Genomic DNA, 24,913 nt, shown 5'->3' with positions numbered 1-24,913 from the left:
GAGCGCGAGATGCAGTTCGGAGTCTTCACGGTCAGCGACATCACCCCTGACCCCCACACGGGCCGCGCGCCCGACGACACCGAGCGCGTCCGGTCGATCCTGACGATCGCCCAGCACGCGGAGGAGGTCGGCCTCGACGTCTTCGCGACCGGCGAGCACCACAACCCGCCGTTCGTCGCGTCGTCCCCCACGACGATGCTCGGCTATCTGGCCGGCCGCACGAAGGACATCGTGCTGTCGACGGCCACCACGCTGATCACGACCAACGACCCGGTCCGGCTGGCCGAGGAGTACGCGATGCTCCAGGTCGTCTCCGACGGGCGGATGGACCTGATGATGGGCCGCGGCAACACCGGCCCCGTCTACCCCTGGTTCGGCCAGGACATCCGGCAGGGCATCCCGCTGGCGATCGAGAACTACGCGCTGCTGCGCCGCCTCTGGACCGAGGAGGTCGTCGACTGGGAGGGCAAGTTCCGCACCCCGCTGCAGGGCTTCACCTCCACGCCGCGCCCGCTCGACGGCGTGCCGCCGTTCGTCTGGCACGGCTCGATCCGCAGCCCCGAGATCGCCGAGCAGGCCGCGTTCTACGGCGACGGCTTCTTCCACAACAACATCTTCTGGCCGATGAGCCACACGAAGCAGATGGTGCAGTTCTACCGCCAGCGGTTCGAGCACTACGGCCACGGCCGCGCGGATCAGGCGATCGTCGGCCTCGGCGGCCAGGTGTTCATGCGGAAGAGCTCGCAGGCGGCGGTGGACGAGTTCCGCCCGTACTTCGACAACGCCCCGGTCTACGGCCACGGCCCGTCGCTCGAGGACTTCTCGGCGCAGACCCCGCTGACGGTCGGCTCGCCGCAGCAGGTGATCGACCGGTACGCCGCCATGCGGCACGACGTCGGCCACTACCAGCGCCAGCTGTTCCTGATCGACCACGCCGGCCTGCCGCTCAAGACGGTCCTCGAGCAGCTCGACATCCTCGGCGGCGAGGTCGTCCCCGTGCTGCGCAAGGAGATGGAGTCCGACCGCCCGGCCGACGTGCCCTCGGGCCCGCCGACGCACGCCGAGCGCGTCGCGCAGGCCCGCGCGGCCGGCACCGTGCACGAGCAGTCCGTCGCCGCCGCCGACCACTGGACCGGCAAGACGGCCGAGGACGACACCGCGGCCGCCGACGCGGTCGCCGGCCGCTGACCCGGACCGCCCGGAACAACGCCGCCGGGCGGGAGGTTCCTCCTCCCGCCCGGCGCGCACCCCGCAGCACCAGAAGCACCCTCAGGACAGGAGCACCACCCATGACCGAGCGCAGGATCGTCGCGCTGTCGGCCGGCCTCGGCCAGCCGTCCTCCACCCGCCTGCTCGCCGACCGGCTCGCCGAGGCGACCGCGACCGAGCTCGCCGACCGCGGCCAGCGTCCGGAGGTCCGGGTCGTCGAGCTGCGCGACCACGCGCACGACGTCGTCAACGCGATGCTGACCGGCGTGCCGAGCCCGGCGCTCGCCGAGGTGATCGAGGCCGTGACCGGCGCCGACGCGCTGATCGCCGTGACGCCGCTGTTCACCACGACCTACTCGGGGCTGTTCAAGTCGTTCGTCGACATCCTGGACAAGGACAGCCTGATCGGGCTGCCCGTGCTGCTCGGGGCGACCGGCGGCACCGCCCGGCACTCGCTGGCCGTCGAGTACTCGATGCGCCCGCTGTTCACCTACCTGCGGGCCGACGTCGCCACGACCTCCGTGTTCGCCGCCACCGACGACTGGGCCACCGGCAGCACCGCCGGCGAGCCGAGCCCGCTGCCCGCACGCATCCGGCGCGCCGGCGCCGAGCTCGCGACCACGGTCGCCGCCCGCGGCCCGCGCGGACCGCAGGACCCGTTCGCCGCGACGCCGAGCTTCGCCGACCTGCTGGGCGGCTGAGCCGGGGACCGGCGCCGCTCGCCCGGGTCAGTCGCGGGCGAGCAGCACGACCGTCGCGTCGTCCTCCGAGCTCGGCTCGCGCAGCCGGTCCACCAGGGCCCCGAGCGCGCCCGGCTCGGGGCGGCCGACCTCGGTGGCAGCCCGGTCCAGCGCGACGCGCAGCGACTCGCGGCGCCGCTCCACCACCCCGTCGGTCAGCAGCAGCAGCGCGTCCCCCGGCGCGAGCCGCACGCGCGCCGTCGCCGGCTCGCCGGCCAGCAGGCCGATGAGCGGCGAGCCCTGCACCGGCTCCCACCCCGCCGCCCCGCCGGCCCGCACGACCAGCGGGGGCAGGTGCCCGGCCGTGGCGTACTCGACCTCGCCCGTCGCCGGGTCGAGCAGCGCCAGCACCATCGTGGCCATCTGCCCGGGCAGGGTCCACCGCGCCAGCGCCGCCACCCGGGCCAGCACCACCGCCGGCGGGGCGGCGTCCAGCAGGTAGGCGCGCGTGGCGTTGCGCAGCTGGCCCATCGCCGCGGCGGTGGGCAGCCCGTGCCCGGCGACGTCGCCGACGGTGAACGCCACCCGCCCGTCGGCCAGGGGCAGCACGTCGTACCAGTCGCCGCCCACCTGCCCCGTGCCCGACGCCTGGTAGCGGGCGTCGACCGTCCAGCCCGGCACGTCCGGCAGGCTCGTCGGCAGGAGGGTGCGCTGCAGCGCCCGGGCGGCGACCACCTCGGCGCGCCCGCGCCGGAACAGCGCCTCGACCAGGTGCACCCGCAGGTCGGCCGCGCTGGTCGCGTGCCGGTCGTCCCACGGCAGCGACCGGCCGCGGACCTGCTCCCGCCAGAGGTCGAACGACTGCCGCGGCCCCAGGCGCGCGCCCTCGCCGTGCGGCACGACCATCGCCTTGGTGGTCGGGTCGCCGCCCCAGTCGACGGTCCGGACGACCTCGTCGCGCAGCCAGAGCACGGCCCCGCCGTCGGGCAGCGCGATCGCGAGTACGCCCGCCACCCCCGGGACGTCGGGCGCACCGGGCTCGGCGGCCAGGTGGTCCGTGGCGAGCACCCGGTCCCCGAGCGACCCGACCCACGCGGCCAGCGCCCGGCAGGCCGCCGGGTCCGGCACGTGCCCACGCGTGACCAGGTCGTCGCCGGCGCCGACGACGACCCCGTCGGCCGGCACCAGCGCGAGCAGGTCGCCGGTCCGGGTCAGGGCCTGCGTCAGGCGCACGTCCTCGTCGCGGCTCGCACCGACCAGCCGGGCCAGGACGCCCGACGCGCGCCGGGACTCGGTGAGCAGGTCCTCCTCGACCTGCGCGACCAGGCGCGCCGACAACGCGACGCCGAGGAACTCCGCCGCCGAGCGGACGCCGTAGGACGGGGCGTGCGGCCCCGAGTAGTGGTGGCACGCCACCATGCCCCAGAGCCGCCCGTCCCGCAGCAGCGAGATGGACATGGACGCCCGCACGCCCATGTTCTGCAGGTACTCGCAGTGGATGGGCGAGACGCTGCGCAGCGTGGCGTAGGTCAGGTCGAGCGGCTGCCCGGTCAGCGGCACGTCCGTCGGGACGATCGGCACCGGCGTGTAGGACACGTCCGAGATCAGCCGGATCCAGCTCTTCTCGTACATCGCGCGGGCCTGCGGCGGGATGTCCGAGGCCGGGTAGTGCAGCCCGAGGAACGGCTCGAGGTCCGCCCGGCGCGCCTCGGCCACCACCTCGCCGTTGTACTCGGCGTCGAACCGGTAGATCATCACGCGGTCGAACCCGGTCAGGCGCCGCACGTGCTGCGCCGCCACGTCGTACAGCTCACCCAGCTCGCCGGTCCGGTTCAGGTCGGCGATGGCGTCGCGCACCGTCTCGTACGTGCTGCCGTACGTGAGGGGCCGCGGGCCGTCGGCCGGCTCCAGTTCGACGACGAACACCTCGCCCGGGTCCGACGCCGTGGCGGGCGGCGGGCGGTGCACCACGACGTCGAGCACGGCCGTGCCCCCGGAGCCCTCGGGACCGCCGCCGACCGGGACGTGCACGAGCCCGGGGTTGCGGGTCCGGTGGTCCGGGACCGCCGCCAGCTGCTCCAGGACGACGCGCGCCGCGGGCGTGCCGAGGACCTCCGCGAGCGGTCGGCCGAGCACGTCCTGCACCGGGCGCCCGAGCACCGTGGCCACGTTCGCCGAGCACTGCAGCACCACCGCGCCCGCGTCCCGCACCAGCAGCAGCACGCCGCGGGGCTGGACCGAACCGGGGACGTGGATCGGTTCGCGCGCGCAGCTGTCGAGGTCGACGGGGTCGCCGGGGGCCATGAGCAGGGGTTCCTGCACGCACATCCCCTCTCGGGCGAGCACTCGTCGGACGGTGGGACGACCGGGCGCGTCGCGCGAGGCTGCCCCGACCATCGCAAATCACGGCACGACCTCGCAAGCCGCCGGTCGCTAGGGTGGTCCGGGACGGGCGAGCAGCGCAGGACCTGGTGCCGAGGAGGACGCCGTGACCGACCCCCAGGACGAGCCGCGCCGGGCCGGGCTGTTCAGCCGGTTCGCCGAGCCGCTCGCGGAACGCACCCGCGAGCGCATCGAGCAGGTGGAGGACCGGGTCCGCCGCTCGGTGCAGGCCGAGGTCGACTCCGTGCTGCGCTCCGTCCGGGCGCGCGCCGTCGAGGTCCGGCCCAGCGCGCTGGCGTTCGCCGTCGCCCTGCTGCTGACGGTGTTCGGGCTCGCCCTGCTGGTCACGAGCGCGGTCGTCGGGCTGTCGGCGGTGCTCGACCTGTGGCTGGCGGCGCTGCTGGTCGGCGTCGTCCTCATCGGTGCCGCGGCGGGCGCCGCCGCGTGGGGCCGCCGCCGGCTGCCCGAGCCGGTCCGCACCCGGCTCGACGAGCCCCCGGCCGCACCCGCGCCGGAGCACCTGGTGCACCCGTGGACCGACTGACCGCGCCCGGCGCGCACGCGCCCCACCTGCGCGGATCGTCTCGACGCGCCACACTAGGCGCAACGCCTCCCCGTCCACGAAGGAGCACCGGATGACGACGACATCGGGCAGCGGGTCCGGCCCGGACCAGCAGTCGATCGGCCAGCTCATCAGCAGGCTCAGCGAGCAGGGCGCCCGCCTCGTGCGCGCCGAGATCGACCTGGCCAAGGCCGAGCTCGCGCAGAAGGCCAAGGCCGCGGGCATCGGGATCGGGCTGCTCGCGGGCGCCGCGTTCTTCGGGTTCTTCACGTTCGCCGTGCTGATCACCACGATCATCCTGGCGATCAGCGAGGGCCTCGCGCCCTGGCTCGCCGCACTCATCGTGCTGGTGGTCCTCGCGATCATCACCGGCGTCCTCGCCCTGATCGGCTTGAAGAGCCTGCAGAAGGGCACCCCGCCGTCGCCGGAGAAGGCGATCGCGGGGCTCAAGCAGGACGCCGACATGGTGTCCGCGTCCGTCAAGGAGGGTCTGCGCCGATGAGCGACAGCACGTCCACCCCGTCGATCGCCGCCCTCGAGACCGAGGTCGAGCTCACCCGGGCCGAGCTGGCCGGCACCGCCGACGAGCTCGCCGCGCGCCTGAGCCCGCAGCGGCAGGTCGCGGACGCCAAGGCCGGTGCCCAGAAGGTCTGGCGCGACGCGATCGGCACCGACCCCGCCGCGGACCCGGCGAACAAGAACCGCGCGCGCGGGCTGCTCGCCGCGGGCGTCGGGGTGCTGGCGCTCGCCGTGGCGATGATGGTCCGGCGCTGAGGCGTGCGCTGACTGCGCGCTGACCGCTCGCCGGGGCCGGCCGCCCGGCCCCGGGCGGTCAGCCCCGGGACTCGTGCGCCAGCAGCACCTGCTTCGCCTCGAGCCCGTAGTAGTAGCCGCCCAGCGTGCCGCCGCTGCGCAGCACGCGGTGGCACGGGACGAACGGGGCCACGAGGTTTCGCGCGCACGCCGACCCGGCCGCGCGCACCGCGGCCGGGTTGCCCGCCGCCACCGCCAGCTCGGCGTACGTCGCCGTCGTGCCTGGGGCTATGGCCCGCATCGCGACCCACGCGCGCTGCTGGAACGGGCCACCGGGCTGCGCCACCGCCACCGCGTCGAGCGCGCGCACCTCGCCGTCCGCGTACCGCGCGGCGGACTCCGCCACGACCGCGACCGCGCCGCCGCGTGCCAGCAGCTCACGGGCGTCCACCAGCTCGTGGCCGCGTACCGCCAGGTCCAGCGGCAGCCGGACCAGCATCGTCGCCACGGGCGCGAACCCGGCCGCGCGCACGACGCCGTCCGGGGTCAGCAGCACGGCGAGCGCACCGGCCGGCGACGGCAGCACGGCGGCGAGCAGCGGGCCCGTGGTGTCGACGGCCGCGGTGTCGTCGATCGTGGTGCCGACGGCCGGGGATCCGAGAACCGGGCGGTCGAGGTCGGGCGCGCCGAGAGGCGCGCTGCCGAGGGAGACGCTGTCGAGGGCCATGGCCCCATCATGCGCCGCCGCGCCACCCGCGTTCTGGCGGGCATCGGACACGGCTGTCGTCACCGCGTCCTCCCGGGTCCGGTCGTCACGGTCTCGGATGCCACGCACCGGTGTCCCCGGGGGCACGGGCGTCCGGGCACGGGTGTCAGGGCAGGGTCGTCACGACCGTGGAAGTCACCGGGGGCGCTGCGCACGCGCTGCCGTGGTCCCGTCGTGCCGGGAGCCGGCGCACGCGTGGACGCACGCCGGCGCGCGGCGTCGGCCGCCGCGCGTGGTCGGACCGGGACGGCTCAGACGTCGTCGCCGCGCTGGCCGGGGACCCCGCCGAGCAGCTCGCGGACCTCCGTCTCGCGGTAGCGGCGGTGGCCGCCGAGCGTGCGGATCGACGAGAGCTTGCCGGACTTGGCCCAGCGGGTCACCGTCTTGGGGTCGACGCGGAAGAGGCTCGCCACCTCGGACGGCGTCAGCAGGATCTCGTTCTCGGTGTGGGGGGCGGACACGTCAGACCTCCGGGGTGCTCTCGTGGTGACCGGCCCGCTGGCCGAGCACCATCGCTGTCAGGATCGTGGTCGACCTCAGCACCGGCGCCGGAACTGCTCCCGAGCGGGCTGACGACGTCGACCTCATCGTGCTGCTACCCCCCTTGCGCCCCCACCGCGACCACTCTGTCACGACAGAACTCCACACAACCAGTACCTACGTCCCATCTCCGGACAAGCGGTAACTATTGGGACACTCTAGGTCTTACTGGACATGACTGCGCGCGGGAGACGTGCGCCAGACGAGCGTCATCGCATCGCCCGCCGTCACCCGTTCGGGGACCTCGCCCAGTCACAGAGCCCCGGGGCGGGCGCCCGACCACCGGGTTCGTCGCGTCCGGCCCAGCCGGCAGCGGCGACCGGGTGAGGGCACCTGCCGGTCTCGCGGTCCCGGCTCACCCGGCACGGACGTGGCGAAGGTCACACTTCCGACCGCTTCGGAGCCCCGCGCGAGCGCGCTCGAGGCGCCAGGCCCAGGTGGCGAGGCCTCCGGGGGCCGCCGCACCGGGCGCGTGTCACTCTCGCGGCGAGTGGTCGGATCCCGCCAGGACCATGTACCGTTGCGACTCGAACAGACTATTCAGCACCCCGGGGCCGCACGTGTGAGCACGGAGCCGCCCCGCTTCCACGTTAGAGGGGGTCGATGCCATGGGGCGCGGCCGTCAGAAGGCTAAGCAGACGAAGGTGGCGCGGGAGCTGAAGTACTTCAGCCCTGACACCAACTACCGGGCCTTGGAGCAGGAGCTCACCGGGCACGGGAACGACCTCGTCACGGACAGCCGCCAGGACACCGACGACGAGGGTGACGAGTACCCCCCTCGTTGGGCGGACGAGCGCTGAATCCCCGGGCCGGCAGTCGCGCACCGCGTGGCACCGGCCCTGCCGCGGATCCCGCGGCACCCTGACGTACCGCAGGTCCACCTCGCGCCGATCACCGGTCGCGGGGTGGACCTTCGGCCGTCCGGGCCACGTCACCCCCGGCACCCCTCGCGGCTGCGTCGCGCCCCGCGTCGTCCGGCAGCCGCGAGGTCGTCAGTCGTCGGCGAGGTCGTCACGTACGACTGACGACCTCGCGCCGATGTGACGACCTCGGCGAGCCCACCGGGCGACCCCGCGGCCGGCCGGCCCGGCGGGGCGGCCGGAGGTCAGGACGTGCGGTACGTGCCGCTCATCCGGACCGCGCCGCCCTGCACGCCCTTGGTCCCCGCGACCAGGTCCGGGCCCGCGTCGGCGTCCGCGGCGGCGAGCGCGCGCACCTCGCCGAGGTGCCAGGCAGTCATGCCGAGCTCGACCGCGTGCCGCTGCACGGCGTCGGCGGCCGCGGCGTCCACGATCGCGACCATGCCGACGCCCAGGTTCAGGGTCCGCTCCAGGTCGGCCCACGGCACCGCGCCGGCGGCCTGCACCAGCGAGAACACCGGCGGCAGCGTCCAGCCCGCGCGGGAGACGTCCGCGACCAGGCCCGCGGGCAGCACGCGCGCGACGTTCGCCGCCAGCCCGCCGCCGGTGACGTGGCTGAACCCGTGCACCGCTCCCCCGGCGCGCTCGACCAGCGCGAGGCAGTCGGCGGCGTACACCCGGGTGGGCTCGAGCAGCTCCGCGCCGAGCGTCCGGCCGAGCTCCGGCACATCGCGGTCCAGCGCCCAGCCCGCGTGCGCGACGACCCGGCGCACCAGCGAGTAGCCGTTGGAGTGCAGGCCCGACGACCCGAGCGCGATCAGCACGTCCCCCGCGCGCACCCGCTCGGGGCCGAGCAGCGCGTCCGCCTCGACCACGCCCGTCGCCGCGCCGGCCACGTCGTACTCGTCCGGGCCGAGCAGGCCCGGGTGCTCCGCGGTCTCCCCGCCGACCAGCGCCGTCCCCGCCACCGAGCACGCCGCGGCGATACCGCGCACGACGTCGGCGATCCGCTCGGGCACGACCCGGCCGCACGCGATGTAGTCCGTCATGAACAGCGGCTTGGCGCCCACCACGACGATGTCGTCGACGACCATGCCGACCAGGTCGAACCCGATGGTGTCGTGCACGTCCATGGCCTGCGCGATGGCGACCTTGGTGCCGACGCCGTCCGTGGAGGTCGCCAGCAGCGGCTTGCGGTAGCCGACCAGCGCGGACGCGTCGAACAGCCCGGCGAACCCGCCGACCCCGCCCAGCACCTCGGGTCCGTGCGTCGCGCGCACCGCGTCCTTCATCAGCTCGACCGCGCGGTCGCCGGCCTCGGTGTCGACGCCGGCGCCGGCGTAGGTGATGCCCTCGGTCACGGGTGCTCCAACGCGTTCGATCCGCCCGAGCCCGGCACGAGCGTGGCCAGCCCGTCCTCCGGGGCGCCGAGCGGCAGCTCGTTCTGCTCGAGCAGGTGCTTGCCGAGCCGGTCCTGGGACGGCAGCTCGATGGGGTACGTGCCGCTGAAGCACGCCGTGCACAGCTGCGACGCGGGCTGCTCGGTGGCGGCGATCATGCCGTCCATCGAGATGTAGCCCAGCGAGTCGGCGCCCAGCGACGAGCCGATCTCGTCCACGGCCAGGCCGTTCGCGATCAGCTCGGCGCGGGACGCGAAGTCGATGCCGTAGAAGCACGGCCACTTGACCGGCGGGCTGCTGATCCGCACGTGCACCTCGGCGGCACCGGCCTCGCGCAGCATCCGGATCAGCGCGCGCTGGGTGTTGCCGCGGACGATCGAGTCGTCGACGACGACCAGCCGCTTGCCGCGGATCACCTCGCGGAGCGGGTTCAGCTTGAGCCGGATGCCGAGCTGGCGCAGCGTCTGCGACGGCTGGATGAACGTGCGGCCGACGTAGGCGTTCTTGGTCAGGCCCTGCCCGAACGGGATGCCCGACGCCTGCGCGTACCCGACCGCCGCCGGGGTGCCGGACTCCGGCACCGGGATGACCAGGTCGGCCTCGACGGGGTGCTCCTTGGCCAGCCGGCGGCCCATCTCGACGCGGGCCGCGTGCACGGACCGGCCGGAGATCGAGGTGTCCGGGCGGGCCAGGTAGACGTACTCGAAGACGCAGCCGGCGCGCTGCTGCGGCTCCGTGAACCGCTGCGTGCGCAGGCCGTCCGCGTCGATCGCGACCAGCTCGCCCGGCTCGATCTCGCGGACGAACGACGCGCCGACGATGTCCAGCGCGGGAGTCTCGCTCGCGACGACCCAGCCGCGCTCCAGGCGACCGAGCACCAGCGGGCGGACGCCCTGCGGGTCGCGCGCCGCGTAGAGCGTGTGCTCGTCCATCCACACCAGGCTGAAGGCGCCGCGCAGCCGCGGGAGCACCTCCATCGCGGTGGCCTCGAGCGTGTGGTCCGGGTCGCCCGCGAACAGCGCGGTCACCAGGGCGGTGTCCGTGGTGTTGCCGCGCGCGAGCTCGCCGCGCCGCTGGGCGCCGTACCGCTCCGCGACCAGGTCGACCAGCTCGGCCGTGTTGGTCAGGTTGCCGTTGTGCGCCAGCGCGACCGTGCCGCCGGCCGTCGCGCCGAGCGTGGGCTGCGCGTTCTCCCAGGTGCTGCCACCGGTGGTGGAGTAGCGCGCGTGCCCGACGGCGATGTGCCCGTGCAGGGCGTTGAGCGCGGTCTCGTCGAAGACCTGGGAGACGAGTCCCATGTCCTTGTAGACCAGCAGCTGCTCGCCGTTGGACGTCGCGATGCCTGCGGACTCCTGTCCACGGTGCTGCAGGGCGTAGAGCCCGAAGTAGGTGAGCTTGGCGACCTCCTCGCCGGGAGCCCAGACCCCGAAGACGCCGCATGCGTCCTGGGGACCCTTCTCGTTCGGCAAGAGGTCGTGGTTGAGCAGTCCGTCTCCGCGGGGGGCCACGGCTCCATGGTGACACATGCCACGCGAGGCGCCGAGTCAGGGGCGGGCGTCGCGCTCCGTCCGGCGCACGCTGCGGCGGTCGGCCAGCAGGGCCAGGCCCGCACCCGCGAACCCGCCCACGATCGCCCCGATCAGGGCGGAGAAGAACCGCGCGCTGCCCTGGCCCTCGAGGATGCCGATGAACGCCGTGCCGTCCGCCACCAGGTCGCTGTCCGGGCCGGCGACGAGCGCCGCGACCAGGCCCAGCAGCGCGCCGACCAGGGCGCCGGTGACGATGAACGCGCCGATCTTCGGGGCACGGCGCACCTGCGCGGGCTCGGCCACGCGCGCGAGCTCGGCCTCGTCCGGCACCGGGGCCGGAGCCGCGGGCTGCACGGGCACCGCGGGCCGGGCGGGCACGTCGGCGGGGCCCGTCGCGTCGTCGGGTCGCGGGTCAGCAGGATCGGCCACCCGCCGATCCTAGGCGGCGACCGCGCGCCGGGCCGCACCGCCTACGCTCGGCCGGGTGGGACCCGCAGCCGACACCGCGCCGCGGTACCCGTCCACCATCGCCCGGCCCGTCGAGCACGAGCTGGTCGTCAAGAAGTCCCGGTTCCTCGCGCTGGCGCACCCCGTGGCGTCCGTCGCGGAGGCGGACGCCGTCGTCGCCGCGGTCCGCAAGCGGTACTGGGACGCCCGGCACCACTGCGTCGCGCTGGCCGTCGGCCCGCTCGCCGAGCAGCAGCGGTCGACCGACGACGGCGAGCCGTCCGGCACCGCGGGCGTCCCGATGCTGGAGGTGCTGCGCCGACGCGAGCTCACCGACCTGGTCGTCGTCGTGACCCGGTACTTCGGGGGCGTGCTGCTCGGCGCGGGCGGCCTGGTGCGGGCGTACTCGTCGGCCACGTCCGAGGTGCTGGACCACGCCCGGGTGCTGCGGCGCACCGCGGCCGTGCGGGTCACCGTGGCGGTCCCGCACGCCGACGCGGGCCGCCTGCACGGCCTGCTGCTCGACTGGGCGGGCGCGCACGACGCCGGCCTGGCCGACGTCGCGTACGGCGCCGAGGCGACGTTCGCCCTCCTGGTGCCGCCGGCGCACCTGGACGCGCTGGACGCCGCCCTGGCCGCCGCGACGGCGGGCACCCGGCACGCCGTGCGCGGCGCGACCGAGATCCTGACCCGCTAGGCGGTCGGACCGGACCCGCGCCGACCGGGTCAGCGCGCGCGGGTCGCCTGCAGCGGGAGCCAGTCGGACAGGTCCGCGCGCTCGCCCGAGGCGTGCACCCGGCCCGAGGCCAGCGCCGAGCCCCACGACTCCGTCCCCGTGGCCAGCGCCAGCCAGGTGTCGGGGTCGGTCTCGACGACGTTCGGCGGGGTGCCGCGCGTGTGCCGCGGGCCCTCGACCGCCTGCACGGCCCCGTCCGGCGGGACCCGGACCTCGACGGTGTGCCCGGGGGCGACGTCGGCCAGCTCCTCGAGGGTGAACCGCACGGCCGTGCGGCGGGCGGCGCGGTCGGTGGGGTCGGCGCGCCAGGCGGCGAGCGCGACCCGGCCGACGGCGGGATCGGTACGGCGACGCGGTGGCATGCGCGCCATTCTCCCCGGCCGCCGGGGCGGCACGCTCGCCGGGGCGGCACGCCCGCCGACGCGACGGCTCAGCGGGCGGGGCGGCCCTGCTGCAGCCGGTGGTACGCGACCGTCGCCCGCTTGACCCGGTTCCGCTCGGCCGCGGCGAGCCGGGCGTCGGACCGGCGCTCCTGGTAGGCCGCCTCCCGGGCGAGCCGCCGCCAGGAGTCGAGCCGTCGCGCGGGCAGCGAGCCGTCGGCCACCGCGGCCTGCACCGCGCAGCCGGGCTCCGCGCCGTGCGCGCAGTCGGCGAACCGGCAGGCCGCCGCGAGCTCGACGACGTCCGCGAACGTCGTGTCGAGGGCCGCCGCGTCCGCCACCAGCCCGACGCCGCGGAGCCCCGGGGTGTCGATCAGGCTGGCGCCGCCGGGCAGCGGCACGAGCTCGCGGTGCACCGTCGTGTGCCGGCCGCGGCCGTCGGAGCGGCGGTCCCCCGTCAGCATCACCTCGGCGCCGGCCAGCGCGTTCACCAGGGTGGACTTGCCCGCCCCGGACGGCCCGACCACCACCAGCGTCCGACCCGGTCCGAGCAGGTCCCGCACCGGGTCCAGCCCCGTCCCCGCGGCGACGCTGACCACGTGCACGTCCGCGCCGATCGCGGCGGCGCGCACCTCGTCGGCCATCCCGTCGGGATCCGGCACCAGGTCCGCCTTGGTCAGCACCACGACGGGTGTCGCGCCCGACCGCCAGGCCAGCGTCAGCAGGCGCTCGACCCGCCCCAGGCTCGGGTCGGGGTCCAGGTGCTCGACCACCAGCACGACGTCGACGTTGGCCGCGAGCACCTGCTCGCGCGACGTGCGGTCCGGCCCGTCCCGGACCACCGCGGTGCGCCGGGCGGTCAGCGCGACCAGCGCCGGGGAGCCGTCCGGGTGCGTGCCGAGCACGACGTCGTCGCCGACCGCGGCGGGCACCGCCTCCCCCGGGACTCCGTCGGCGCCCAGCAGCGGGACCAGCCCGTCACCGGGCACGGCGACCCGCACCGGCTCGCCGGTCTGCCCGTGCGACGCGGGCAGCACGAGCACCGCGCCGCGGTCGACGCGCACCACACGCCCTGCGGCGTCCCGGACAGGTTCCATGCCACCGACGGTAGGGACCCGGCCCGGCGCGGAGCGACTCGTTTTTCCGCCCGCCCCGCCGCGGGTGAGATCGCCCGGCGACCCGTCATCCCGGGGCCGGGGCGACCGATGACACGTCAGCAGCCGATGCAGCCCCCGTCGGCACCACCCCCCCGAGGAGCACCATGACCCGCACCCGCCGCCGCGCCACCCTGGCGCTGGCACTCGCCGCCACGCTGTCGCTCGGCACCGCCGGTGCCGCCGTCGCCGGCCCGAAGGCCCCGGCACCGAAGCCGCCCGTCAAGGTCGTCAAGGTGGTCAAGGTCGCCCCGCAGGTCACGCTGCGGGTCACGCCGGTCGCCAGCACCCCCGCGACCACCGACTACACCGCCGTCGTCACGGTGAAGGCCCCGAAGACCGTCGTCACCGGCACCTACCGCCTGCTGGACGGCACCGCGCTGGTCGGCTCCGGGACGCTCGTCTCCGGCGCCGCCACGGTCGCGGTGGACCTGGCGCCCGGCACGCACCGGCTGACCGCGGTCTACGGCGGCACCGCGAAGATCAACGGCGCCGGCTCGAAGCTCGTCGTCGTGCCCGTCACGGCGCCCGTCGAGGAGCCCGAGGCCCCCGTCGAGGGCTGAGCCGCACGCCCGCACCCCCCGGCCGGACCGGTCCCGTCGCGCGACGGGACCGGTCCGTCCGGTCGCCGGCCTCAGCCGAAGTAGCGCGGCAAGGTGGCCTCGGAGGCCTCGCGGGCCTCGGCCAGCGGGAGCGTGAACAGGCCGGTCACCTCGACGGCCGCTGCGTGCACGTGGTCCTCGGGGAGGTCCTGCGTCGGCGCACCGGCACCCGGGGTGCAGGTCTCGGCGGTGACGCCGATCTTCAGCGCGGGGACGCCCTGGGCCGTGCACAGGTCCTCGAACCGGACCGCCTCGCTGCGCGGCACGGCGACGACCGCGCGGGCGGTGGACTCCGAGAACAGCGCCTCGAACGGCGTGACGCCGTCCCGCTCGCACAGCGCACCCAGGTCCACCTGCACGCCGACGCCGTACCGCAGCGAGGACTCGACGAGCGCCTGCGACAGCCCGCCCTCGGACAGGTCGTGCGCGGCGTCGACCAGGTCGTCGCGGGACGCGCGGACCAGCACCTCGGCCAGGCGGCGCTCGGCCGCCAGGTCGACCTGCGGCGGGGTGCCGCCCAGGTGGTCGTGCACGACGTCGGCCCACGCGGACCCGTCGAGCTCGCCACGGGTGGTGCCCAGCAGGTAGACCGACTGGCCGGCGGTGGTCCAGCCGGACGGGGTGGCCTCGGCGACGTCGTCGATCACGCCGAGCACGCCGACGACGGGCGTCGGGTGGATGGCGGAGTCGATCTTGCCGGGCTCGCCGGTGCCGTTGTAGAGCGAGACGTTGCCGCCGGTGACCGGGACGGCGAGCGTGGCGCAGCCGTCGGCCAGGCCCTCGATCGCCTGCACGAGCTGCCACATCGACGCCGGGTCCTCGGGGCTGCCGAAGTTGAGGCAGTCGGTGACGGCGAGCGGCCGGGCCCCGGACGCCGCGACGTTCCGGTAGGCCTCGGCCAGCGCGAGCTGCGCCCCGGTGTACGGGTCGAGCTTGGCGTACCGGCCGTTGGCGTCGGTCGCGAGCGCGACGCCCAGCCCGGTGGTCTCGTCGACCCGGACCACGCCGGCGTCGTCGGGCTGGGCGAGCGCGGTGTTGCCCTGCACGAAGCGGTCGTACTGGTCGGTGACCCAGGCCTTCGAGGCCAGGTTCGGCGAGGCGAGCAGCTGCAGCACGGTCGCGCGCAGCGCCGGGCCGCCCTCGGCGCGGGCGTACCGCGCGACGCCCTCGGGGATGCTGACGGAGTCGGCGACCAGGCCGTCCTGCCACTCGGGGCGGGAGTACGGGCGGTCGTAGACCGGGCCCTCGTGCGCGACGGTCTTCGGGTCCACGTCGACGATCCGCTGGCCGTGGTGGTCGATGGTCAGCCGGCCGGTGCCGGTGACCTCGCCGATCACGGCCGTCTCGACGTCCCACCGCGACGTGATCGCGAGGAACTCGTCGAGCTTCTCCGGCGTGACGACCGCCATCATCCGCTCCTGGGACTCCGACATGAGGATCTCGCCGGCGGTCAGGGTCGGGTCGCGCAGCAGCACGTTCTCCAGGTCGACGTGCATGCCGCCGTCGCCGTTGGACGCGAGCTCGGAGGTCGCGCAGGAGATGCCGGCCGCGCCGAGGTCCTGGATGCCCTCGACCACGCGGGCCGCGTAGAGCTCCAGGCAGCACTCGATGAGCACCTTCTCCATGAACGGGTCGCCGACCTGCACGCTCGGGCGCTTGGAGGGCTTGGTGTCGTCGAAGGTCTCGGACGCCAGGATCGACGCGCCGCCGATGCCGTCGCCGCCGGTGCGGGCGCCGAACAGCACGACCTTGTTGCCGACGCCCGAGGCGTTGGCCAGGTGGATGTCCTCGTGCCGCAGCACCCCGAGGCACAGCGCGTTGACCAGCGGGTTGCCCTGGTAGGAGGCGTCGAACACCAGCTCGCCGCCGATGTTCGGCAGGCCGAGCGAGTTGCCGTAGCCGCCGACGCCGGAGACCACGCCGTGCACGACGCGGGCGGTGTCGGGGTGGTCGACCGCGCCGAACCGCAGCTGGTCCATGACGGCCACCGGGCGCGCGCCCATCGAGATGATGTCGCGCACGATGCCGCCGACGCCCGTCGCGGCGCCCTGGTAGGGCTCGACGTACGACGGGTGGTTGTGCGACTCGACCTTGAACGTCACGGCCCAGCCGTCGCCGATGTCCACGACGCCGGCGTTCTCGCCGATGCCGACCAGCAGGTGCTCGGTCATCTCGGGCGTGACGCGCTCGCCGAACTTGCGCAGGTGGTTCTTGCTCGACTTGTACGAGCAGTGCTCGGACCACATGACCGAGTACATCGCGAGCTCGGCGGCCGTGGGGCGGCGGCCGAGGATGTCGCGGATCCGCTGGTACTCGTCCGGCTTGAGGCCGAGCTCGGCGAACGGCTGCACGGCGTCGGGGGTGGCCGCGGCGTGCTCCACCGTGTCGGACACCTGCCCGACGGCGGAGTCGGCGGGCTGCTGCGGGGAGGTGGGCGCGCTGGTCATCGAGTCCCTCGGGCTGGTGGCCGGCCGCGCGGCGGTCGGGGGACCGGGCCGGCGGCGGGCGTGGCGGGCGTCGTCAGACGTGGCACAGGTTACCCGCGCGCGGCGACCGGGCGGGACGCCCGCCCCCGGGCGGACCCGCCTCCGCACGAGGGAGGAGGCGGCCGGGCCCGCCCGGCTCCTAACCTGGCCGGGTGACCGACCGCGACCCGGAGCCCGCCGACGCACCGGCCGACGCTCGGGACGCCTCGCGCCCCGCCGGGAGCGTGACGCTGGCCTACCCCCGCGGCGACGTCGCGTGGACGTACGTGGTCCTGGTCGGCGGCGGCGTCGCGCTGGGCGCCGTGCTGCACCTGCTGCGCGGCCGCCTGCTGTCGCTGGACGTGCTGCCGTGGCGCGGCGTCGTCGTGACGGTCGACCGGGTGGTGGACGGCTGGGGCGCCTGGGGCCCGGTCGCCCTCGTCGCGGCGGGCGCCCTGCTCGGCGCGCTGCTCGCGGCCGCCGAGGTGGACAAGGAGCCCCGGTTCGAGATCGCGCCGGACCGCGTCGTGGTCGTCCGCGGGAGGTCCCGCCGGACCTACCTGCGCGCCGACGTCCGGGAGGCGCTGCACGAGGACGGCGCGGTGGTGCTGCTGGCGTCCAACGGCACCGAGCTGGTGCGCGTGCAGACCGGGATCGCGGCCGCCGACCTCGAGCGGGCGTTCCGCGACGCCGGCTACCCCTGGGACCCGCACGCCTGAGGCCGGGGACCGGGGGCTGACCCCGCCGCCGGCGGACCGGCACACTGGGCGCCGTGACCCGTGCCCGCACCCGCACCCGGCTGCCCTCGGCGCGCACGGGCCGCTCGGTGCGCTCCGGGCTCGCGGCCGTGCTCGCACCGCTCGCCCTGCTCGCCGCGTGCACCGGGTCCCCGGAGCCGGCCCCGGCGGCCACGCCGAGCCCCGCGCCGAGCGCCACCGGACACCTGACCGTGGGCGGGGCCGACGGCATGCGCGCCGACGGCGTGCCGGTGCGGTCGGGCGACGCCGAGCTCGCCGTCTGGCCGCCGGTCGACCCGGTCACGGGCGAGCCCGACGAGGACGGCGCCGTCGTGCTGACCGCCGCGCTGCCTGCGGGCCCGGCCGGGGAGACCTCCGTCGCCCCGGTGCTGTGGCTCGTCCCGCCCGAGGGGTGGGCGGTCGATCGCCTGGACGACGGCTCCGCCCTGCTCCGGGACGCCGACGGCCGCGCCGCGGGCGCGGTCACCGCACCCGTGCTGGGCGGGGACGCCGCCGGGTCGGGCGCGCGGGTGCAGGCGGTCGCGTCCGACGGCGCGCTGGAGTGGCGGCTGACCCTGCCGGTGCGCACCGACGGCACCGTGGAGGAGGCGCCGGGCGGGACCGTGTCCGCCACGTTCGCCGGATCCGCCCTGCGGGAGGCGACCTGGCGCGACCTCGCCGACGAGGGTGGCCGCAGCCTGGCCGTCGCGCCCGCCACCTGGGCGCGCGGCGGCAGCCTCGCCGCCGAGGAGCTGCTGTGGGCGCAGCTCACCGCGCAGGAGCCCGAGGCCGACGCCCCGACCGTGCGCGACCAGCTGGCCTGCCACGTCATCGGCGCCCCGGACAAGGCGTCCTGGAACCTCGAGCCGTGGCGCCCGGACGTGGGGCTGCTCGCGATGATCGGGGCGCTCTGCAACCCGGAGTGACCTCCCTCGCGACGGGGTCCGGCGGCCGGTGTCAGCGCGCCGGCCGCGGCTCCGGCACCGGCTCGGTCCCCGACGCCCGCGCGGCGCGCTGCGCCTCGCGGGCCTCGTCCTGCCGCGCCGCCTCCGCGCCGGACGCGATCTCGGCGCGCACGTGCTCCGGGCCGTACCCGAACGCGTCGACCAGGTCCTGCGCGTGCGGCCGCAGCCGGAGCAGCAGCCGCTCGATGTACGACGTCACCGTGCGGGCCCGCCCGGCGGACAGCCGGCCGTTGACCAGGTACCAGGCGAGGTGCCGCTCGATGACCGTGAGCCCGAACAGGTCCCGCAGCCAGGTGAGCACCTGCTTGGTGGCGGCGTCCGGCACGGTGTCGAGCGCCCGGGTGAACGACTCCCACTGCAGCAGCTCGGCGTGCGCGCGGGCGGCCTCGACCAGCTCGTGCTGGTGCGCGTCGAACAGCTGCGCGGCGACCTCCGGCTTCGCGCGGCGGGCGGGCCGCAGGGCCTGGGCGAGCTCGGCCACCATCGTCGCCACGCGGTCCGCGAGCAGGTCGCGCTGGGCGTGCGGGTCCCGCAGCTGCCCGGCCGAGCGCCGGACGTCCCCGGCGTCGACCAGGGTCTGCACCGCCCGGGCCAGCGGCATCCGGTGCAGCGCGGCGTCGGCGGCCTTGCCCGCGACCAGCCGGGCCAGGACGGCCGGGTCGCCGCCGACCTGCGCGCCGTACCGGGCGAGCAGCCGCTTGCCCACCAGCTGGTAGAGCACCGTGTTGTCGCCCTCGAAGGTCACGTAGACGTCGAGGTCCGCGCGCAGCGAGGTGAGCCGGTTGGCGGTGAGGAACCCGGCGCCGCCGCACGCCTCGCGGCAGGTCTGCAGGGTGGTCAGCGCGTGCCAGGTCGACGTCGGCTTGAGCGCCGCGGCCAGGGTCTCGAGCTCCTCGCGCGACTCCGGGGTGTCGTCCGTGCCGGAGAACACCTCGTCGAACGCGGCGAGCAGGTGCTCGTGCGCGAAGGTCGCGGCGTAGGTCTCGGCGAGCAGCGGCAGCAGGCGGCGCCGGTGCTCCGCGTAGTCCAGCAGCACGACCTCCTCCGTCGGCGAGGGTCCCGCGAACTGCCGGCGCTGGTTGCCGTAGGTCACCGCGGTGACCAGGCCGAGCTTCGCGGCGTTCACCGCGGCGCCGTCCAGCGACACCCGCCCCTGCACCAGCGTGCCGAGCATGGTGAAGAACCGGCGCCCCGGGCTGGCGATCGGCGAGCTGTAGGTGCCGTCGGCGGCCACCGCGCCGTACCGGTCCAGCAGGTCCGTGCGGGGTACCCGGACGTGGTCGAACCACAGCCGCCCGTTGTCGATGCCGTTCAGCCCGCCCTTGAGCCCGTCGTCCTCGCCGCCGATGCCGGGCAGGAACTCCCCCGTCGCCGCGTCGCGGATCGGGACGTAGAACGCGTGCACACCGTGGTTGACCGGGTGCCTGTCGTCCGGGCCCTGCGCGACGAGCTGGGCGAACACCACCGCGGCCGTGCCGTGCTGACCCGCGTTGCCGAGGTAGTCCTTCCAGGCGGCCCGGTACGGCGTGTGCACGACGAACTCCTCGGTCGCCGGGTCGTACGTCGCCGTGGTGCCGATGCTCGCGACGTCCGAGCCGTGGCCGGTCTCCGTCATCGCGAACGCCCCGGGGACGTCGACCGACATCGCCCCCGGCAGGTAGGCGTCGTGGTGCCGCTCGGTGCCCAGGTGCAGGATCGCCGAGGCAAACAGCCCCCACTGGACGCCGGCCTTGATCTGCAGCGACGGGTCCGCGGCGACGAGCTCCTCGAACCGGGCCAGGCTGCCGCCGTGGTCGTCCCGGCCGCCGAGCCGCGAGGGGAACGCGCGCAGCACGTCGCCCTCCGCCGCCAGCGTGCGCAGCTGGTCGAGCACCCGCTCGCGGTGCTCGGGCACGGGCAGGCCCTCGACCCGCTGGAACCGCTCCTGAGCGACGACGGCGCGCGCGCCGCGGCGCAGCTCGGCGTAGGGGCCGAGCAGCACGTCCGTCAGCCGCGCGACGTCGACGCGCGGGTCCGCGGGCGCCCGGCGGGCCGGGTGACCGGTGCCGGTCGGGCGCACGGTCGCGGACGGGCTCGTCGACGTGGGGCCGGGGGTGGTGGCCGGGGTCGGCGCGGTCGTGGTCATGAACGATCTCCCTCGATCGGTGCGTCGTCGTCGACGCGGTGTCCATGCGGTCACGTGCTGGTGGTGCGGGTCCTGCGGGGTGCGTGCGGGTGGTGCGGCGGGGTCGGGCGGGTGGCCCGGCTGCTCAGCCGGGCGGGTCGGCGGGCCGGGCGGTGCGCTCGCGGGACAGCACGCCGACGGGGCCGGCCCACAGCCACGCGGCGACCCGGGCGGCGACGTCCTCGCGGTCGGCGCCGGGCTCCGCGGCGAGCCAGCGCTCGCCCGCCCCGCGCACGAACCCGACGGCGCCGGCGGCCCAGAGCCGGGCCCACGCGGCGTCGTCGCCGCCGTCCCCGTCGTGCACGCCGAGCGCCCGGACGAACGGGACGGCGACCATCTCGGTGACGGAGTCGAGGAACGGGCCGACGGAGCCGCCGCGGGTGACGAACGTGTACACGTGCGGCGAGGACTCGATCATCGCCAGGTAGGTGTCGACCATCTGGCGCAGGGCGTCCCGCGGCGTGCTCGCCCCGGTGGCGGCGGCGTCCAGGGCGTCCCGGATGTCCGAGACGACGGCGGAGGCCACCGCGAGCTGCAGGCCGTCCTTGTCGGTGAAGTACCGGTAGACGATCGACTTCGACGTGCCGGCGGCCGCCGCGATGTCGTCCATGGACGCGTCGGGCCCGCCGTGGTGCACCACGCGCCGCGCGACGCGGACCAGCTCGGCCCGGCGGGCCTCGCGGTGGTCCTCCCAGCGCGTCGACCGGCCGTCGTCGGGGCGCGTGCCGGCCTCGGCGGTCGCCGTCGACGTCTCCCGGGTGCTGGGGCTCACAGAACCGACGGTATCAGGTACTGTGAGTTTCGGGCACCGCGCAAGGGACCGAGGTCCCGGACCCCCGGCGGCCCGTTCGGCACCACCCAGCGACATCGACGACGATGCGGGAGGACCTGCGACGATGACCGACACCCCCACCCCGACGCCCGGCGGCACGCGTGCCGTGGTGGTCGGCGGCAACCGGATCCCGTTCGCCCGGGCCGGCGGCGCCTACGCCCGGGTCAGCAACCTGGACATGCTCACCGCCGCCCTCGACGGGCTGGTCGCCCGGTTCGGCCTGCAGGACGAGGTGCTGGGCGAGGTGGTCGCCGGCGCCGTGCTCAAGCACAGCCGCGACTTCAACCTGACCCGCGAGGCCGTGCTCGGCTCGCCGCTGTCGGCCCGCACCCCGGCGTACGACCTGCAGCAGGCGTGCGCCACCGGGCTCGAGGCCGTGGTCGCCATCACCAACAAGATCCGGCTCGGCCAGGTCGAGTCCGGCGTCGCGGGCGGCGTCGACTCGGCGTCCGACGTGCCGATCGCCGTCAGCGAGGGCCTGCGCCGCACGCTGCTGGCCCTGTCCCGCGCGAAGACCGTGCCGCAGCGGCTGCAGGCCGCTGCCGCGCTGCGGCCGCACGACCTCAAGCCCGCCACGCCGCGCACCGACGAGCCGCGCACCGGCCTGTCGATGGGCGAGCACCAGGCGCTGACCACCGCGCAGTGGGGCATCTCCCGCCAGGCGCAGGACGAGATCGCGCTCGCCAGCCACCAGCGGCTCGCCGCGGCCTACGACGCCGGGTTCTTCGACGACCTGGTCACGCCGTACCGCGGCCTGGTGCGCGACCAGAACCTGCGCGCCGACACCTCCCTGGAGAAGCTGGCGAAGCTCAAGCCGGCGTTCGGCACGCGCCTCGACACCCCCGCCACGATGACCGCGGGCAACTCCACCCCGCTGACCGACGGGGCGTCGGCCGTGCTGCTCGCGTCCGAGGACTGGGCCCGCGCCCGCGGCCTGACCCCGCTCGCCGCGGTGGTCGACGCCGAGACCGCGGCCGTCGACTTCGTGCACGGCGAGGACGGCCTGCTGATGGCGCCGGTGTACGCCGTGCCGCGGCTGCTCGCCCGCCAGGGCCTGGCGCTGGCCGACCTGGACTACGTCGAGATCCACGAGGCGTTCGCCGCCACCGTGCTCACCACGCTCGCCGCGTGGGAGGACAAGGAGTTCTGCCTGTCCCGCCTGGGGCTGGACGACGCGCTCGGCACCGTGGACCGCGCGCGCCTGAACGTGCACGGCTCGTCGCTGGCCGCCGGGCACCCGTTCGCGGCGACCGGCGGGCGGATCGTCGCGTCCGTCGCCAAGACGCTGCACCAGCGCCGCGCGGAGCTTCGCGCCGCCGGCGAGGACCGCCCCGTCCGCGCCCTCGTGTCCGTCTGCGCCGCCGGGGGCCTCGGCGTCGCCGCGATCCTGGAGGCGGCGTGACCGACACCTACCTGGACCTGGTCAACGGCGGGCTCACCGCCAAGGTCGCGAAGCAGCTCGGGCTGCCCCGCCCCGCACGGCTGCGCCGGCACCGGCCGGGCGCCCCGCTCGTGGACGGGCCCGTGCTGGTGCTCGGCGACGGCGCGGACGCCGACACGCTGGCGCAGCTGCTGGCCGGCACGTCACCGGACCGCAAGGGCTGGGACCTGGACGTCCGCCGGCACGCCGGCGAGGGCACCCGGTTCGCCGCCGTGGTGCTCGCGCTGACCGAGGTCGCGCACCCGACGGACCTGGCCGAGCCGCTGCTCGCGCTGGCGCCGGTGCTGAAGACCCTCGCGTCCCACGGCCGCGTCGTCACCGTCTCCCGCCCGGCGACCCCCGACCAGGCGCCCGCGGTCTCCGCCGCCCGGCAGGGCGTCGACGGCGCGCTCCGGTCGGTCGCCAAGGAGCTGCGCGCCGGCTCGACCGCCAACGGCGTGGTCGTCGCCGACGGCGTGCCGGTCACGGCGCCGGGCGTGCTCGGCACCCTGCGGTTCCTGCTGTCCGCCCGGTCCGCGTACGTCGACGGCCAGCTGCTGCCGGTCGACTCCGACGCCGGGTCCCTGCCCGCCGACTGGGACCGGCCGCTCGAGGGCCGGGTCGCCGTCGTCACCGGGGCCGCGCGCGGGATCGGCGCGGCCATCGCCACCACCCTGGCGCGGGACGGCGCCACCGTCGTCGCGGTCGACGTCCCCGCGGCGGGCGAGGCGCTCGCCGCGGTCGCCAACCGGGTGCGGGGCACCGCCCTGCAGCTGGACGTCACGGCCGACGACGCCGGCGCGCGCATCCTCGAGCACGCGCTCGGCCGGCACGGCCGGCTCGACATCATGGTGCACAACGCCGGGATCACCCGGGACAAGCTGCTGGCCAACATGACCCCCGACCGGTGGGAGTCCGTCATCGCGGTGAACGTCGCCGCCCAGCTGCGGATCAACGAGGCGCTGCTCACCTCCGGCGACGTCACGGACGCCCCGCGGATCGTCTCGCTCGCGTCGACGTCCGGCATCGCGGGCAACCGCGGGCAGTCGAACTACGCCGCGTCCAAGGGCGGCGTGATCGGCATGGTGCAGGCCACCGCCCCGCTGCTCACCGCGTTCGGCGGCACCGCCAACGCGGTCGCACCGGGGTTCATCGAGACGGACATGACCGCGCGGATGCCCGCGCTCACCCGGCAGGTCGCGCGCCGGCTGTCCTCCCTGCAGCAGGGCGGGCTGCCGGTCGACGTGGCCGAGGCCGTCGCGTTCCTCGCGTCGCCGCCGGCCGGCGGGGTGGTCGGGCAGGTGCTGCGGGTGTGCGGGCAGAACATGGTGGGCCGGTGACCGCGCTCGCGACCCCCGGCGCGCGGCAGGTCGTCGAGCTGCCGGGGTCCCCCGGCCTCGGCGCGCTGTACGCCCGCGCCGGGCTCGCGTCCGGCCGGGCCGCCGTCGCCGGGCCGCTGCGGCGGGCGCTGGGCGGGGGTCGGGGCGGCGCGTCCGCGCCCGTGCTCCCCGCCGTCGAGCACCGGGTGACCGGGCTGCGGCCCGACCCCGGGGTGCTCACCGCGTACCAGCACCTGCTCGGCGAGCCCGCCGGGGACGTGCTGCCCGCGGGCTACGTGCACGTGCTGGCGTTCCCGGCCGCGATCGCGCTGATCGTCCGGCCGGACTTCCCGATGCCGCCGCTGGGGATCGTGCACCTGGCCAACCGGGTCGAGCAGCGGTCGCCGCTGCGGGTCGGCGACGTGCTGGACGTGCGCGCCTGGGCGCAGGACCTCCGGCCGCACCGCAAGGGCGCGCAGGTGGACCTGGTCACCGAGGTCCGGCGGTCGGGCACGGACCCGGCCGACCCGGACGCCGCGCCCGCCTGGCGCGGCGTGTCGACGTACCTCGCCCCGGGCGTCCGGGTGCCCGGGGAGGTCCCGGCGGACCCGGCCCGTGCCGCGTTCACCGCGCCGGACCCCACGGGCCGGTGGGTGCTCGACGCCGGGACGGGGCGCCGGTACGCCGCGGTGTCCGGCGACGCCAACCCCATCCACCTCACCCCGCTGACCGCGCGAGCGCTGGGGTTCCCCCGGGCCATCGCGCACGGCATGTACACCGCCGCGCGGGCGCTCGCCGACGTGGGCGCCCGGCGCGGGGAGGCGTACACCTGGGACGTCGAGTTCGCGGCGCCCGTGCTGCTGCCGTCCTCCCCCGCCGTACGGGTCGGGCCGCGGCCCGACCCGCACCGCGGCGACGGGTGGTCGGTCGTGGTGTGGGACGGGAAGCGGAACAAGCCGCACCTCACCGTGGAGGTGACCCCGCTGGGCCGGGACGTGCGCTGAGGCGTGC

General features: G+C 76.1%; 24 protein-coding genes. 13 read left to right on the top strand and 11 right to left on the bottom strand.

What is annotated here, in order from left to right; translation table 11 throughout:
• The first annotated feature begins 9 nt into the window (after positions 1 to 9).
• Positions 10 to 1,188, top strand: a complete 1,179-nt coding sequence (locus AC1050_RS10980) for an LLM class flavin-dependent oxidoreductase (protein WP_482387443.1) — start codon at positions 10 to 12, stop codon at positions 1,186 to 1,188.
• A 101-nt stretch (positions 1,189 to 1,289) separates the two neighbouring features.
• A complete protein-coding gene (locus AC1050_RS10975) occupies positions 1,290 to 1,910 on the top strand; it encodes an FMN reductase (protein ID WP_482387442.1) in 621 nt (206 codons plus the stop codon).
• A 27-nt stretch (positions 1,911 to 1,937) separates the two neighbouring features.
• Here AC1050_RS10975 and AC1050_RS10970 read toward each other — a convergent pair whose 3' ends face one another.
• Positions 1,938 to 4,217: a SpoIIE family protein phosphatase gene (locus AC1050_RS10970; RefSeq protein ID WP_482387926.1), complete on the bottom strand. Its 2,280-nt coding sequence runs from the start codon at positions 4,215 to 4,217 to the stop codon at positions 1,938 to 1,940.
• A gap of 160 nt (positions 4,218 to 4,377) precedes the next feature.
• Between AC1050_RS10970 and AC1050_RS10965 the strand changes: the two genes are divergently transcribed.
• From AC1050_RS10965 to AC1050_RS10955, 3 genes are all read left to right on the top strand, one after another.
• On the top strand, positions 4,378 to 4,815 hold the full coding sequence (locus AC1050_RS10965) for a phage holin family protein (protein WP_482387441.1): 438 nt from the start codon (positions 4,378 to 4,380) through the stop codon (positions 4,813 to 4,815).
• Between the two features lie 91 nt (positions 4,816 to 4,906).
• Complete coding sequence (locus AC1050_RS10960) at positions 4,907 to 5,335, top strand: phage holin family protein (protein ID WP_482387440.1); 429 nt, start codon at positions 4,907 to 4,909, stop codon at positions 5,333 to 5,335.
• Positions 5,332 to 5,607, top strand: coding sequence for a DUF3618 domain-containing protein (locus AC1050_RS10955; protein WP_482387439.1), 276 nt, complete (start codon positions 5,332 to 5,334; stop codon positions 5,605 to 5,607). The genes AC1050_RS10960 and AC1050_RS10955 overlap by 4 nt, the downstream gene beginning before the upstream one ends.
• Before the next feature lie 58 nt (positions 5,608 to 5,665).
• On the opposite strand, the gene AC1050_RS10950 is transcribed toward AC1050_RS10955, so the two are convergent.
• Both AC1050_RS10950 and AC1050_RS10945 read right to left on the bottom strand, forming a co-directional pair.
• Complete coding sequence (locus AC1050_RS10950; RefSeq protein ID WP_482387438.1) at positions 5,666 to 6,313, bottom strand: methylated-DNA--[protein]-cysteine S-methyltransferase; 648 nt, start codon at positions 6,311 to 6,313, stop codon at positions 5,666 to 5,668.
• Positions 6,314 to 6,603: 290 nt separating this feature from the next.
• Positions 6,604 to 6,813: a BldC family transcriptional regulator gene (locus AC1050_RS10945; protein WP_482387437.1), complete on the bottom strand. Its 210-nt coding sequence runs from the start codon at positions 6,811 to 6,813 to the stop codon at positions 6,604 to 6,606.
• A gap of 687 nt (positions 6,814 to 7,500) precedes the next feature.
• Here AC1050_RS10945 and AC1050_RS10940 point away from each other — a divergent pair.
• The gene (locus AC1050_RS10940; RefSeq protein ID WP_454049933.1) at positions 7,501 to 7,692 is read left to right on the top strand and encodes a DUF3073 domain-containing protein; all 192 of its coding nucleotides are present in this window, start codon (positions 7,501 to 7,503) and stop codon (positions 7,690 to 7,692) included.
• A 305-nt stretch (positions 7,693 to 7,997) separates the two neighbouring features.
• Here the strand turns inward: AC1050_RS10940 and purM are convergent, their stop codons facing one another.
• Genes purM through AC1050_RS10925 form a run of 3 tightly spaced genes read right to left on the bottom strand, consistent with a single transcriptional unit; the run spans position 7,998 to position 11,110 of the window.
• Entirely contained in the window at positions 7,998 to 9,113 is a 1,116-nt protein-coding gene (purM, locus tag AC1050_RS10935) for a phosphoribosylformylglycinamidine cyclo-ligase (protein WP_482387436.1), read from the bottom strand.
• Entirely contained in the window at positions 9,110 to 10,660 is a 1,551-nt protein-coding gene (purF, locus tag AC1050_RS10930; protein ID WP_482387435.1) for an amidophosphoribosyltransferase, read from the bottom strand. The genes purM and purF overlap by 4 nt, the downstream gene beginning before the upstream one ends.
• 36 nt (positions 10,661 to 10,696) lie before the next feature.
• Complete coding sequence (locus tag AC1050_RS10925) at positions 10,697 to 11,110, bottom strand: histidine kinase (RefSeq protein WP_482387434.1); 414 nt, start codon at positions 11,108 to 11,110, stop codon at positions 10,697 to 10,699.
• Between the two features lie 55 nt (positions 11,111 to 11,165).
• Here AC1050_RS10925 and AC1050_RS10920 point away from each other — a divergent pair, with 55 nt between their 5' ends.
• Complete coding sequence (locus tag AC1050_RS10920) at positions 11,166 to 11,825, top strand: IMPACT family protein (protein WP_482387433.1); 660 nt, start codon at positions 11,166 to 11,168, stop codon at positions 11,823 to 11,825.
• A gap of 29 nt (positions 11,826 to 11,854) precedes the next feature.
• Here the strand turns inward: AC1050_RS10920 and AC1050_RS10915 are convergent, their stop codons facing one another.
• Together AC1050_RS10915 and rsgA are read right to left on the bottom strand one after the other, a co-directional pair.
• The gene (locus AC1050_RS10915; RefSeq protein ID WP_482387432.1) at positions 11,855 to 12,226 is read right to left on the bottom strand and encodes a sterol carrier family protein; all 372 of its coding nucleotides are present in this window, start codon (positions 12,224 to 12,226) and stop codon (positions 11,855 to 11,857) included.
• 68 nt (positions 12,227 to 12,294) lie between these two features.
• Positions 12,295 to 13,341 (bottom strand): ribosome small subunit-dependent GTPase A, encoded by a 1,047-nt coding sequence (gene rsgA / locus AC1050_RS10910; protein ID WP_482387431.1) that lies wholly within the window; start codon positions 13,339 to 13,341, stop codon positions 12,295 to 12,297.
• 164 nt (positions 13,342 to 13,505) lie between these two features.
• On the opposite strand from rsgA, the gene AC1050_RS10905 reads away from it, so the two are divergent.
• Positions 13,506 to 13,961 (top strand): Ig-like domain repeat protein, encoded by a 456-nt coding sequence (locus tag AC1050_RS10905; protein ID WP_482387430.1) that lies wholly within the window; start codon positions 13,506 to 13,508, stop codon positions 13,959 to 13,961.
• Positions 13,962 to 14,032: 71 nt separating this feature from the next.
• On the opposite strand, the gene purL is transcribed toward AC1050_RS10905, so the two are convergent.
• Complete coding sequence (gene purL, locus AC1050_RS10900) at positions 14,033 to 16,447, bottom strand: phosphoribosylformylglycinamidine synthase subunit PurL (protein ID WP_482387429.1); 2,415 nt, start codon at positions 16,445 to 16,447, stop codon at positions 14,033 to 14,035.
• 191 nt (positions 16,448 to 16,638) lie between these two features.
• Here purL and AC1050_RS10895 point away from each other — a divergent pair, with 191 nt between their 5' ends.
• Positions 16,639 to 17,184 carry a YqeB family protein gene (locus tag AC1050_RS10895; protein ID WP_482387428.1) on the top strand — a complete coding sequence of 182 codons (546 nt, stop codon included), beginning with the start codon at positions 16,639 to 16,641 and terminating at the stop codon, positions 17,182 to 17,184.
• Positions 17,185 to 17,237: 53 nt separating this feature from the next.
• The gene (locus AC1050_RS10890) at positions 17,238 to 18,128 is read left to right on the top strand and encodes a DUF2599 domain-containing protein (protein ID WP_482387427.1); all 891 of its coding nucleotides are present in this window, start codon (positions 17,238 to 17,240) and stop codon (positions 18,126 to 18,128) included.
• 31 nt (positions 18,129 to 18,159) lie between these two features.
• Here AC1050_RS10890 and AC1050_RS10885 read toward each other — a convergent pair whose 3' ends face one another.
• Together AC1050_RS10885 and AC1050_RS10880 are read right to left on the bottom strand one after the other, a co-directional pair.
• Complete coding sequence (locus AC1050_RS10885) at positions 18,160 to 20,292, bottom strand: acyl-CoA dehydrogenase family protein (protein ID WP_482387426.1); 2,133 nt, start codon at positions 20,290 to 20,292, stop codon at positions 18,160 to 18,162.
• Positions 20,293 to 20,416: 124 nt separating this feature from the next.
• Positions 20,417 to 21,103: a TetR/AcrR family transcriptional regulator gene (locus AC1050_RS10880; RefSeq protein ID WP_482387425.1), complete on the bottom strand. Its 687-nt coding sequence runs from the start codon at positions 21,101 to 21,103 to the stop codon at positions 20,417 to 20,419.
• 124 nt (positions 21,104 to 21,227) lie between these two features.
• On the opposite strand from AC1050_RS10880, the gene AC1050_RS10875 reads away from it, so the two are divergent.
• From AC1050_RS10875 to AC1050_RS10865, 3 genes are read left to right on the top strand one after another with little or no spacing between them, the layout of a single operon-like run.
• Positions 21,228 to 22,565 carry an acetyl-CoA C-acetyltransferase gene (locus tag AC1050_RS10875; protein ID WP_482387424.1) on the top strand — a complete coding sequence of 446 codons (1,338 nt, stop codon included), beginning with the start codon at positions 21,228 to 21,230 and terminating at the stop codon, positions 22,563 to 22,565.
• Positions 22,562 to 23,923, top strand: a complete 1,362-nt coding sequence (locus tag AC1050_RS10870) for a 3-oxoacyl-ACP reductase (protein WP_482387423.1) — start codon at positions 22,562 to 22,564, stop codon at positions 23,921 to 23,923. Before AC1050_RS10875 ends, AC1050_RS10870 begins: the two co-directional genes overlap by 4 nt.
• Positions 23,920 to 24,906, top strand: a complete 987-nt coding sequence (locus tag AC1050_RS10865) for a MaoC family dehydratase (RefSeq protein WP_482387422.1) — start codon at positions 23,920 to 23,922, stop codon at positions 24,904 to 24,906. Before AC1050_RS10870 ends, AC1050_RS10865 begins: the two co-directional genes overlap by 4 nt.
• The last annotated feature ends 7 nt before the right edge of the window (positions 24,907 to 24,913 follow it).

Source organism: Cellulomonas sp. NEAU-ZC6, from assembly GCF_056844425.1.
The sequence above is the reverse complement of the archived record's forward strand: the minus strand, read 5'-3'. Positions and strand labels throughout refer to the sequence as shown.

What these genes read in the sequence shown, in the direction of transcription:
- AC1050_RS10980 (WP_482387443.1), top strand. Translation starts at nt 10, where the DNA reads ATGCAGTTCGGAGTCTTCACGGTCAGCGACATCACCCCTGACCCCCAC.
- AC1050_RS10975 (WP_482387442.1), top strand. Translation starts at nt 1,290, where the DNA reads ATGACCGAGCGCAGGATCGTCGCGCTGTCGGCCGGCCTCGGCCAGCCG.
- AC1050_RS10970 (WP_482387926.1), bottom strand. Translation starts at nt 4,217, where the DNA reads ATGTGCGTGCAGGAACCCCTGCTCATGGCCCCCGGCGACCCCGTCGAC.
- AC1050_RS10960 (WP_482387440.1), top strand. Translation starts at nt 4,907, where the DNA reads ATGACGACGACATCGGGCAGCGGGTCCGGCCCGGACCAGCAGTCGATC.
- AC1050_RS10955 (WP_482387439.1), top strand. Translation starts at nt 5,332, where the DNA reads ATGAGCGACAGCACGTCCACCCCGTCGATCGCCGCCCTCGAGACCGAG.
- AC1050_RS10950 (WP_482387438.1), bottom strand. Translation starts at nt 6,313, where the DNA reads ATGGCCCTCGACAGCGTCTCCCTCGGCAGCGCGCCTCTCGGCGCGCCC.
- AC1050_RS10940 (WP_454049933.1), top strand. Translation starts at nt 7,501, where the DNA reads ATGGGGCGCGGCCGTCAGAAGGCTAAGCAGACGAAGGTGGCGCGGGAG.
- AC1050_RS10915 (WP_482387432.1), bottom strand. Translation starts at nt 12,226, where the DNA reads ATGCCACCGCGTCGCCGTACCGATCCCGCCGTCGGCCGGGTCGCGCTC.
- rsgA (WP_482387431.1), bottom strand. Translation starts at nt 13,341, where the DNA reads ATGGAACCTGTCCGGGACGCCGCAGGGCGTGTGGTGCGCGTCGACCGC.
- AC1050_RS10905 (WP_482387430.1), top strand. Translation starts at nt 13,506, where the DNA reads ATGACCCGCACCCGCCGCCGCGCCACCCTGGCGCTGGCACTCGCCGCC.
- purL (WP_482387429.1), bottom strand. Translation starts at nt 16,447, where the DNA reads ATGACCAGCGCGCCCACCTCCCCGCAGCAGCCCGCCGACTCCGCCGTC.
- AC1050_RS10885 (WP_482387426.1), bottom strand. Translation starts at nt 20,292, where the DNA reads ATGACCACGACCGCGCCGACCCCGGCCACCACCCCCGGCCCCACGTCG.
- AC1050_RS10875 (WP_482387424.1), top strand. Translation starts at nt 21,228, where the DNA reads ATGACCGACACCCCCACCCCGACGCCCGGCGGCACGCGTGCCGTGGTG.